We start from the raw sequence: 10827 nt of genomic DNA, 5'->3' as shown, positions 1-10827 counted from the left end.
TTAGCAAACTGCATCTGGAAGATCTGGAATTGGAGACATTACAAGACCATCCAGAGTTTCAGGAGGATTTTAATCGTCTGATTCAGACAATGGGTGTCGCCAACCGGCTCGGTGTGGGGTCGGTGCTGTCGTACACCTTCGCATGGCCCGGCGAATACTCCGCTCAGAAACCGACTTGGCCCATGCGCTGGCTAACGCGGGGCGGCGTCATCGCCGACGTTGACATGGAGAAGTTGGTCAAAGCCTTCTCACTTGTAGCAGAACAGGCGGAGAAGCACGATATTGATGTTGCACTTGGCAATCTCCCTTGGCACTATACCAACACGACCCGCCACTGTCGCGAACTAATTGAGCGGGTTGGATCCACACGGCTCAAGATTATGTGGCATCCATCTGACAATCATACCGCCGGCGAATCGGATTCAGCGACTGCGGGCTTTATTAACGTGCGACCCTACCTCCATTCGCTCCATGTAAAAGATCTCGAAGTCCTTGATGGCTTGAAACTCAATTTTGAATACTGTCCGCTTGGCGAAGGCGATGTTGACTACCCGACGGTGCTACGAAATCTGCGTGACCATCGCTGTGATGTGGTATTCGCTGTCGCCACCCATTTTAAGCCACCGAGCGGTTCCGGCGCAGACGCGATGCGAATCAACTTTGCCAAAATCAGACCGCTTATTGAACAGGTGGAAGCAGGCGGATAAGGAGAGAAATGATGGCAAAACAGTTAAACGTTGCAATTATCGGTTGCGGCGGAATCAGCGGTGCCCATATACCGAACATCCTGAAAACACCAGAGATCCGTCTCGTCGCCACGATGGATGTGATTGAGGAAGGGGTGAGCAGGAACGGACGACGGGTCGGGGCGCGTGTCCGTGCTGAAGAGGGGAACGCAGACTACTACACAACCGACCTTGACCGCATACTCTCCGATCCCGAAATAGATGCAGTGCTAATCTGTTCCACCCACGACACCCATGCAGACATCGCTATCAAAGCCTGTGCCGCAGGCAAACATATCTTTGCCGAGAAACCGTTGGCGATGACGCTGGATGAAGCGCGTCGAGTTCAGCAAGCTGTGCATGAGTCGGGGGTACAACTGATGAGCGGTTGGTGGTTCAAGCACTCGCCTGTAACCAAACGGCTGCGCGAGGTTATCCCTCAACCGTACTATACCCTCTTCACCTGCCGTGTCTCTTATGACAAACCGAACGACCCCGAAGGTCCCTACGGTCGTGACGGTATCCTCGACAATTCAGGTTACAATCTCCACTGGATTTGGCACATCATGCGCTCGCAACCGGTGGAGATCCTTGCCATGGGCTACGATGGGCAGCCGACAAACACCAGCACAATCATTATTCGCTTCGCCAACGGTGGGATTGGGACCTCTGTCTTCAGCACTGTCGGCAGTGGCGGTGCGCTTCCCAAGCACTACGCCGAAGTCTTGGCTGGGTCCGTAAGTGCCGCAACAATTCGCTTCGGAAACCTCACATTCCAAGGAACTGACGAGCCCGGTATCGAGCATAACGAATACCACAACGGCTTTGATGAAGAGATGGGTATGTTCGCTCGACTGTGCCTTGAAGGCGGCCCAAGCCTGATGGATGCGTGGGAAGCCTGCATACCGACGCTCATCTTTGAGAAGGCGATTGAATCGATGCGGACACATCAGCCGGTGTCTGTAAACATCGAGGACGAATTCTATCTGCCCCACGGAAAGCTGCCCGCCAGCATTGAGAACTTCGGTGATGTGAAAGATTAAACCGAATACCATACCTGTAGGTCGGGCATCCCCGGTCACGGGATCCTCTCGGACTTGCCCGACCGATAGCCCCAGCGGGGCGACATGTGTATAAAATACGCGAAACGTCATGCGTAATCCTCTTCACGTTTCACGCATCACATTTCATTTCGTATCGTATGAACATAATTTGATGGAGCCCCTCACATGAAAGAAGGTCAGATCATCAGGACAATCCAAAACAACGGTGAAACGGTTACCTTCCGTTACCCGCGATGGCAAGATGTCCCCGCCTACGTTGAGATGTGCAATATCCTACATCAGGAGCGGGTGATGGCATACCACGCAGAGACCAGCTTCGCCAAGGGTTGTGAAAGGTTGAGTGGAATCCTTGTCGATCTGGAAACCGGAAAACGCTCACATCTTTTAATAGAAATAGACGGGGGGATCGTTGGAGAGGGCAGCTTGCAACTCGACACAGCACATCGGATGGGAACGCTGGGAATCAAAATCATCGGCAGATGTCGCAGACGCGGGTTGGGACGGGAAATGATGCGACTCTTGGAGGCGGAAGGTCGAAAGTTCGACTTGCGACGCATTTACCTGCACGTCTGGCACTTAAACGAAGCTGCAATTAGTCTGTATCAGAAAATCGGCTACCGAGAGGTGGGGCGTGTACCCGAATGGTACAGTATGAAGGATGACGATGGTAACCTCGTGTATTCAGATCTCATTGAAATGATAAAGGACATCGGGGGTTAAACTTAATACTGTAGGACTTACGCATTTCCTCTTAAAGTCCCCCTGACAAGGAGGATTTAGGGGATTGCAACCAAATAACGACTTTTCAGCAAAATATGCCAATTTTCTGTTCAATTTGCGTAAGTCCTATACTGATAGGAGTTACACACTTTAACCTCAATCTTGTCGGGATTCTATGAATGAAGCGTGAAACGTGATGCGTAAAAAACTTGGTTTATCACATTTTGTGTGTATTTGCCTTGAGCGTTCATCTGCGGTCCTATTTTGTTACCTTTATTTTCCCCAAAGACGAAACACCCCAAGGGGCGTGTGGGCTCTTAGGGCTTTTTTATGTCAGTGATTTAGGGTTGGGAATGTTTAGCTCTTTGCAGATTTTGTGGACTGTTCCTTTAGCAATGTTTCTATGTCTAGGGATTTTGGCATAAACGTTAGAGTGTGGACTACCCCATATTGTATGGTTGCCTCCTTCCCTAACAAAGTAACATTGGTACTCTGTTAGGTGTTGCTTCAGGTCTCTTAGTTTCATAGTTCGATTGTTACGGACCTGAAGTGAGGTTCGGGGTCGTCGTCAATGTAAACATCTGGATTTAACTCAAGCATTTCGGGTAATTCCTCCTTGAGTGAATCTAGAAGTTTCTTCTTGGTCTTTTCCATGCAATTAACTCCCGCGACCCCTTGTACCCAACCGATCCACCAGCTTCCTTCTTTGGCGATGTATGCTGTAAAGATTCGCTTGTGACCATTCAAGTTGGCTATATCTTGGTCCCATGATTTGTGATCAAGTGTTTTTAGATTTTCCTCTGAATAATCTAATACTTTCATGGCATTTGACTCCTCCTGTTATGGACAGTTGACTATCTAGATAATATTATACTAGGTTTGTTAGGGATTGTCCATTTCTTTGTTGTGCTTTTGGTTCTTTTTCTGGGATTATTTAATCGTCAGCGACCAAGTTGAAGTGTTGGCTCATGTTAAGAAATCGGACAACAGAATCGGGACTTTCTAGTCCGACTGAACCAATGAACTAATGGTTCTCACGCATCACGTTTTAACTTTTTTATGGTATTTTACATAAAAAACCTATAAAAACATTTGCAAAACTGCGTCGCGTGTGTTACTATTAACGCCCGGAATCAAACTTAAACCTAACTAATTTAACTTTGCGTGCCCACCTACAAAATGACGAACACACGACTCATTGACAACTTCAATCGAGAACATACGAACCTGCGCATCTCCGTGACCGATCAGTGTAACTTCCGCTGCATCTACTGTATGCCGGAAGATATGCAGTTCATGGAAGATGACAATATCATGACGTTTGACGAAATTGTTCACCTCGCTCGTATCTTCGTCGATCTGGGAATCAATAAAGTCAGACTTACGGGTGGAGAACCGTTAGTTCGTCGGGGTATACCAGTGCTAATCAAGCAGCTTCAAGAAATCAAGGGGTTAAAGGACATTAGCTTGACGACAAACGGCATCGGTTTAATCACACAGGCAAAAGATCTCTACGATGCCGGGCTTCGCCGAATCAATGTCAGCCTTGATACGTTAGATGAAGCAAAATTTGAGCAGATGACGCGCCGCAAGGTGCTTTCAAAGGTGTTGGAGGGGCTGCAAGAAGCGCAACGTTGTGGATTTGATCCAATCAAAGTGAATGCGGTGGCAATGAAGGGCTTTACCGACGATGAGGTTGTTGATCTTGCAAAATTTGCTCGTGACAATGCTTACCAACTCCGGTTCATTGAGTTCATGCCGTTAGATGCGGACGACATCTGGGGACGGAATATGTTCATTCCGGGCAAGGAAATCATCAATAAAATTGGTGCGGTCTATCCCCTGAATCCGGTCAGTATGAACGGCGATGCGAAACATGATCCGGCAAAACTTTATCAATTTGATGACGGTAAGGGAGATGTGGGATTTATCTCGTCCGTGACCGAACCGTTTTGTGAACAGTGTAATCGGGTTCGTCTCACCGCGGACGGTCAATTGCGGACATGTCTGTTTTCTATTACAGAGACCGATCTGTTGACGTCACTGCGTGCGGGTGCCTCCGACGAAACTATCGGGGATATGATTATTGAAGCAGTGAAACAGAAAGAACCGGGACATCAAATTAATGCAGCGAACTTTGTCAAACCGAAGCGAAACATGTCTATGATTGGCGGTTAGAGACATTATATTGTGGGGCTTATAGTAGTAGGCATACCCCGTATGCCGTAACCCTTATATATACTAATGGTGCTAGTTTGCAGCTGTTGATAACGCAAAACGTGATGGGTGAAACGTAAAAATCACTGGTTCAACGGTTCATTTAGCCCCAGCGGGGCGATATGTTTATAGCACACAGGATAACAAAATCCCCCAAGCCCCAGAGGGGCGACATGTGTATCCTAAGCGTGGAACGTAAAAAGGATGAATGAACTAATAAACCAATGAGCTAAGGAGTCGAACAAGAAATAATGAGTACCGAACTAGTCATCAAAAATTTACATGTCAGCGTGGAAGACCAACCTATCATCAAAGGCTTAAACCTGAACGTCAAACAGGGTGAAATCCACGCACTTATGGGACCCAATGGATCCGGCAAAAGCACCCTTGCCAACGCACTGATGGGGAATCCGTTCTATACGATTGATTCTGGGGAAGTTACCATTGGCGGAGAGAATATCCTTGAATTGGACCCGAATGAACGCGCAAAGTTAGGGCTTTTCCTCGCGTTTCAATATCCAACGGCGATCCCCGGTGTCAGCATGGCAAACTTCCTCCGTATGGCGGTGAGTGCCGTCCGGTCCGAAGATTCAAATGGGTCAGATACATCCGAACTCATCCCAATGCGAGAGTTTCGACGTGAGTTGCGTGCAAAGATGAAACAGCTCGGCGTCGATGAATCGTTCGCACGACGCTACCTCAACGACGGGTTCTCCGGGGGCGAGAAGAAAAGAGCCGAAGTCCTACAACTAGCGATGCTTGAACCCAAGATCGCTATCCTTGACGAAACCGATTCGGGGCTAGATATTGACGCAGTCCGTATCGTTGGCGAAAGCGTCAATCAATTGATTGGTCCAAACCTCGGTGTGTTGATTATTACCCACTACCCGCGCCTGCTCAACTACATCCGTCCGCAGTTCATACACATTCTGCTTGACGGAAGAGTGGTCGAATCCGGAGGCTGGGAACTCGCTGAGCTGTTAGAGGAGAAGGGGTACGATCCCATTCGTGAGGCGCACGGTCTCACGGACGTTATTGTCGAAACTGAGGTTGAAGATACATTGCCCTCTTTAAGAACATAAAAACAATAGGACTTACGCAGCGCGTTCATAAGTCCCCCTGATTAGGGGGATTTAGGGGGTTCGGAAAAACTCGGTTTCTGTTGCACAATTTCTTAACATCAGCCAAAAACAAAACAGATCCACCGAAAATGGAAAGGAAATACAGAAAATGGCAGAACAAGAAAAGCCGAACGAGACGGTAGACATCGGCGTAAGCAGCGAATATAAATACGGATTTCATGATGATGTGAAGCCTGTTTTTAAATCACGAAAGGGTTTGGATACTGGGGTCATCAACGAGATGTGTGATGTCAAAGACGAACCCGATTGGATGCGTGAATACCGGCTGAAAGCCTATGAAATCTTCAAGCAGAAACCCGATCTAAAATGGGGCGGCGACCTCTCTGGACTCGACTACGACGACATCTACTACTATGTCAAAGCCTCCGATCGGGTCGAGCGAAGTTGGGACGATGTTCCGGACGACATCAAGAAAACCTTTGATCGACTCGGCATCCCGGAAGCGGAACGAAAATTCCTCGCCGGTGTCGGTGCCCAATACGATTCGGAAGTTGTCTACCACAACATCGAAGAAGAGTTGGAGAAGATTGGCGTTATCTTCGTCGATACCGATACAGCTATTCGTGAATATCCGGATCTGGTCAAAGAGTATTTCGGTACAGTGATTCCGTCCGCGGATAACAAACTTGCTGCGCTCAACTCGGCGGTCTGGTCGGGAGGTTCTTTCATCTATGTTCCGCCCGGCGTGAAGGTCGATTACCCGCTGCAGGCGTACTTCCGTATCAACAGCGAAAACATGGGTCAGTTTGAGCGGACGCTGATTATTGCCGACGAAGGCGCGGAGGTGCATTACGTCGAAGGTTGCACAGCTCCCACCTTTTCCAGCGAATCGTTGCACAGCGCTGTCGTCGAGATTATCTGCAAGAAAGGATCGCGTGTGCGCTACACCACCATCCAAAACTGGGCGAATAATGTATATAATCTCGTAACCAAGCGAGCGATGGCTTACGAAGATGCCCACATGGAATGGATCGACGGCAACTTGGGCTCAAAACTCACGATGAAGTATCCAAGCATTTATATGATGGAGCCGGGTGCCCACGGAGAAATCCTCTCAATCGCTTTCGCAACCAATGGACAACATCAGGACGCCGGCGGTAAGGTCATCCACTGTGCACCGAACACCAATTCGCGCATCACCTCCAAATCGATTAGTAAGGACGGAGGCCGTTCCAGCTACCGTGGCGAGCTCAAAGTGCTTAACGGTGCGAAAGGGTGTAAGTCCAACGTCGAATGTGATGCCCTGATTCTCGATGAAGACTCGCGTTCCGACACCTATCCGGTTATCCAGATTGACGCAGACGATGTGAACGTCGGGCACGAAGCGCGTGTCAGCAAGATTGGCGAGGAACAGCTCTTTTATCTGATGAGCCGTGGGCTGTCCGAAGAGGAAGCCTCGACGATGATCGTCAACGGATTCATTGAACCGCTCGTGAAGGAACTCCCGATGGAGTACGCGGTCGAAATGAACCGCCTGATCCAGCTACAGATGGAAGGTTCGGTCGGATAGAAAGGGACAACCAAAGGGTTCACTCAATTTCGAGGAAATAGCATGGCAACGGTCACCCTTGACGAAATTCAACGTGATTTTCTGGGCTGTCTTCATCGAGTTCAAGCCGGCGAAACGCTTGTTATTGTACAAGTTGACAAGCCTATAGCGGCAATCAAACCGATTGAAACAAATCATACGCGGGAACTTCGCCCTTTTGGCTTGTGTGCGGGCGAATTTCGAGTTCCCGATGACTTTGACGATCCATTACCAGAAGAAATTATCAAGCAATTTGAGGGCAAATGAAGCTCTTGCTGGATACACACATTTTCCTTTGGTTTATCAGTCGGGATGCACGTTTATCGGTTTCTCTGAAACAAATTATTCGCGATTCGGAAAATGATATCTATCTGAGTGTTGTTTCGATTTGGGAAGTGATAATCAAACACGGATTGGGAAAATTACCGCTACCTGAACCACCAGAGATTTATCTTCCGAAACAACGAAGGCTACATTTGATTCAGAGCTTGTCGATAGACGAAGATAGCGTTAACCAGTTGAGCAAATTGCCGCTACTTCACCGGGACCCATTTGATCGGATGTTAATTTCTCAGGCGTTACAGTATAATCTGACGATTGCAACTGTAGACAATGCCATTCGCGCCTATCCGGTTCTGGTTATTTGATGTTAATACAATAGGACTTACGCAGCACGTTCGTAAGTCCCCCTGATAAGGGGGATTTAGGGGGTTAAAAATCAAAAATCTACCCCTGTGTGCCAAATTTGCGTAAGTCCTGTATAATATTGTTAGAGAGATGGAGAACGAATTGCCTTCAGAGTTAAATCAAAATCCCCCTTATGAGGTTCAAACGGGGGATTTTTCACGAGAATTTGTAGAGCATATATCCAAAACGCAGGACGAGCCCCGTTGGATGCGCGAGCGGCGGTTGGCAGCCTACGATGTTTACGATCGGTTGCCGATTCCCAAGACACCCAATGAGGATACATGGAAGCGGACGACGGAGATGCACGTACAGGACTATTGGCGTCGCACAGACCTACGTCCCTTCAAACTAGATCGGTATCACCCAATTTCGCTGTCGCCTTCCGAATCCGCTGAAGGTGCCCCACTGCCCGATGCGCTAGCGGATCGATTGGCGTCGTTGAATGGAGGGCCGGGGCAGATAGTGCAGCAGGACGGGATCGTCCGCAATGTTGCACTGGCGGAAGACCTTGAGCGTAAAGGCGTCTACTTCGCGGATATGAACACCGCATTGAAGGAACGTCCTGAGTTGGTCGAATCCTATTTTATGACCAAAGCCGTTCCGGTCGATTGGAACAAGTTCGACGCGCTCCACGGCGCGTTTTGGCAGGGCGGTTACCTGTTGCATGTTCCGCGAGGCGTGGTCCTTGAAATTCCATTGCGCGTGTTTGTCGCACTGTCTGAGGCGGGACGGACAGATTTATCGCACACGCTGATTATTGCCGATGAGGGTAGCCAAGTCACGGTTTTGGAGGAACATCTTTCGGGGGACACCGATACGCCTGGATTACATTGTGGCGCGGTCGAAATCTTTGTCGCAGACAACGCCCATGTAGACTACATCGGGGTCCAAAGATGGAATCTCCGGACCTGGAATTTTTCGACACAACGGGCGCTTATTGGAAGAGACGCCCAGTTGCGTTGGGTTTCGAGCGCACTAGGGAGTCGCGCGAGCAAACTCAATCAGTTATCGGTGTTGGAGAAGCCGGGAAGTCACGTCGAGATGCTCGGATTGACCTTTACACACGCCCGTCAGCACCTCGATATTCACACATATCAAGACCATCAGGCGCCCCACACAACAAGCGATCTGCTCTATCGAACTGTCCTAAAGGATCGCTCACGGAGTGTGTGGGCGGGTATGATTCATGTCCACCCCGGCGGTCAGCATACCGATGCCTATCAGAAGAACGATAACCTGATGCTAAGTGACCATGCCCGCGCAGACCCCCTGCCCGGACTCGAAATCTTAGCCAGTGAAGGAATCCGTTGTACACACGGTGCGACAGCAGGCCCTATTGATAAAGATCAGGTGTTTTACCTCATGAGTCGTGGATTGTCCCACGACGCAGCGGAACGGTTGATTGTTGACGGCTTTTTTGAACCTGTGATGCAACGGATTTCGTTGGAATCGGTTCGGACGCAACTTCAGCAGTCGATCGATCACAAATTAGCGATGTAACCGTGCGAAAACCACAGCGCGTTTACTGTAGTTTTCACGTTTTACTCTTCACACTTTTCAAAATTGAAAGGAAACTAAAATGAGTCAGCCAAAAATTAACGCCTATATGAAACCTGTTTGCGGTTGGAGCAATGGTGTCCGCGCGATCTTCCAGAAATATGGCTTAGAATACGCAGATATAGACATCATTAACAACGCAGATAATTATCGTGAAATGGTCGAGAAGAGTGGTCAACCACTACAACCAACGATCGAAATCAATGGTGAGATTATCGCTGATGTCAGCGGCGACGAAGTCGAAGCATACCTTATCGCAAAAGGCTATGTCCAACAGAGTGATGCCGATGCTGGCGTGCCGACAGACGCGGCATGTGATGATCACGGCGAGACAGTCGATGTCTCGTTCTCAGGTGGGAAACTGACCAACTGGGCGAGCAACCTGTTTTCAAAATAAGTTAGCCGTGCGTAAAACGTGAAATGTAAAGACACTGGTTGATACGTTTTGCGTTTTACGCCTGAATTCATTTATAGCGGATTCTAAAGATAAATAGACATTTACCGATAACTCCGACCGTCGCGAAGTTTCCCAAGTCCCCCTGATAACGGTTTCCCCCTTGATAAGGGGGGGTTGGGGGATTTAGGGGATTGGTTGTGGATTGGGAGTGTCTAAATAATTCTAAAATCTACCATAGAATCCGAACCGAACTGGAATCCCGATGTACGCTCAACCTATGAACAATCCACTCAATGCGTTTGATGTCGATGCTGTCCGAAGGATCTACCACTGATCTATCTGGATAGCGCTGCGACCTCCCAAACGCCAGATTGTGTAATTGAGGCGATGGATGCGTATTATCGGACCTATAACTCAAATATACATCGGGGCATTTACCGTATCTCTGAGGAAGCGACCGCCAAGTATGAGGAAGCGCGCCAGCGGATCGGGCGTTTCATCAATGCCCGTCGTTCCAGCCAGATTATCTTTACACGAAACACCACCGAATCGATCAACTTGGTTGCGCATAGTTGGGGAAGTGCCAATCTCCGAGAGGGCGATGAAATCCTTGTCACGGTCATGGAACACCACAGCAACCTCCTGCCGTGGCAGTTGCTATCCCAGCGTACCGGCGCGAAGCTGCGGTTTATTGAAATCACCGATGAAGGAGTATTGCAGCTTGATGATTTGGAAACGCTGTTGACAGAGCGCACCAAGATAGTTGCAATGACGCACGTTTCCAACGTCC

At 48.9% G+C, this 10827-nt stretch carries 13 protein-coding genes; 11 read left to right on the top strand and 2 right to left on the bottom strand.

What is annotated here, in order from left to right; all coding sequences use genetic code 11:
• From J4G02_15780 to J4G02_15770, 3 genes are all read left to right on the top strand, one after another.
• Positions 1 to 707 (top strand): sugar phosphate isomerase/epimerase (locus J4G02_15780; GenBank protein ID MCE2396024.1); only part of this gene is annotated, 707 nt, incomplete at its 5' end.
• A gap of 11 nt (positions 708 to 718) precedes the next feature.
• Positions 719 to 1768, top strand: a complete 1050-nt coding sequence (locus J4G02_15775; GenBank protein ID MCE2396023.1) for a Gfo/Idh/MocA family oxidoreductase — start codon at positions 719 to 721, stop codon at positions 1766 to 1768.
• A 186-nt stretch (positions 1769 to 1954) separates the two neighbouring features.
• A complete protein-coding gene (locus tag J4G02_15770; protein MCE2396022.1) occupies positions 1955 to 2509 on the top strand; it encodes a GNAT family N-acetyltransferase in 555 nt (184 codons plus the stop codon).
• Positions 2510 to 2837: 328 nt separating this feature from the next.
• On the opposite strand, the gene J4G02_15765 is transcribed toward J4G02_15770, so the two are convergent.
• Together J4G02_15765 and J4G02_15760 are read right to left on the bottom strand one after the other, a co-directional pair.
• The gene (locus J4G02_15765; GenBank protein MCE2396021.1) at positions 2838 to 3035 is read right to left on the bottom strand and encodes a type II toxin-antitoxin system HicA family toxin; all 198 of its coding nucleotides are present in this window, start codon (positions 3033 to 3035) and stop codon (positions 2838 to 2840) included.
• Entirely contained in the window at positions 3032 to 3238 is a 207-nt protein-coding gene (locus J4G02_15760; GenBank protein ID MCE2396020.1) for a type II toxin-antitoxin system HicB family antitoxin, read from the bottom strand. The genes J4G02_15765 and J4G02_15760 overlap by 4 nt, the downstream gene beginning before the upstream one ends.
• Before the next feature lie 450 nt (positions 3239 to 3688).
• Here J4G02_15760 and moaA point away from each other — a divergent pair, with 450 nt between their 5' ends.
• The 8 genes from moaA to J4G02_15720 form a co-directional block, all read left to right on the top strand.
• Positions 3689 to 4687, top strand: a complete 999-nt coding sequence (gene moaA / locus J4G02_15755; GenBank protein ID MCE2396019.1) for a GTP 3',8-cyclase MoaA — start codon at positions 3689 to 3691, stop codon at positions 4685 to 4687.
• A gap of 290 nt (positions 4688 to 4977) precedes the next feature.
• Positions 4978 to 5808, top strand: coding sequence for a Fe-S cluster assembly ATPase SufC (gene sufC, locus J4G02_15750; GenBank protein ID MCE2396018.1), 831 nt, complete (start codon positions 4978 to 4980; stop codon positions 5806 to 5808).
• Positions 5809 to 5956: 148 nt separating this feature from the next.
• Positions 5957 to 7378, top strand: a complete 1422-nt coding sequence (gene sufB / locus J4G02_15745) for a Fe-S cluster assembly protein SufB (GenBank protein ID MCE2396017.1) — start codon at positions 5957 to 5959, stop codon at positions 7376 to 7378.
• 42 nt (positions 7379 to 7420) lie between these two features.
• Positions 7421 to 7663: a type II toxin-antitoxin system Phd/YefM family antitoxin gene (locus J4G02_15740; protein MCE2396016.1), complete on the top strand. Its 243-nt coding sequence runs from the start codon at positions 7421 to 7423 to the stop codon at positions 7661 to 7663.
• A complete protein-coding gene (locus J4G02_15735; GenBank protein MCE2396015.1) occupies positions 7660 to 8043 on the top strand; it encodes a type II toxin-antitoxin system VapC family toxin in 384 nt (127 codons plus the stop codon). Before J4G02_15740 ends, J4G02_15735 begins: the two co-directional genes overlap by 4 nt.
• Positions 8044 to 8185: 142 nt before the next feature.
• Positions 8186 to 9583 carry a Fe-S cluster assembly protein SufD gene (gene sufD / locus J4G02_15730; protein ID MCE2396014.1) on the top strand — a complete coding sequence of 466 codons (1398 nt, stop codon included), beginning with the start codon at positions 8186 to 8188 and terminating at the stop codon, positions 9581 to 9583.
• 79 nt (positions 9584 to 9662) lie between these two features.
• Positions 9663 to 10037, top strand: a complete 375-nt coding sequence (locus J4G02_15725; GenBank protein ID MCE2396013.1) for a glutaredoxin — start codon at positions 9663 to 9665, stop codon at positions 10035 to 10037.
• Between the two features lie 330 nt (positions 10038 to 10367).
• On the top strand, positions 10368 to 10827 hold a 460-nt coding region (locus J4G02_15720; GenBank protein ID MCE2396012.1), incomplete at its 3' end, for an aminotransferase class V-fold PLP-dependent enzyme.

The organism is Candidatus Poribacteria bacterium (assembly GCA_021295755.1).
Lineage (GTDB): Bacteria > Poribacteria > WGA-4E > WGA-4E > PCPOR2b > PCPOR2b.
The sequence above is the reverse complement of the archived record's forward strand: the minus strand, read 5'-3'. Positions and strand labels throughout refer to the sequence as shown.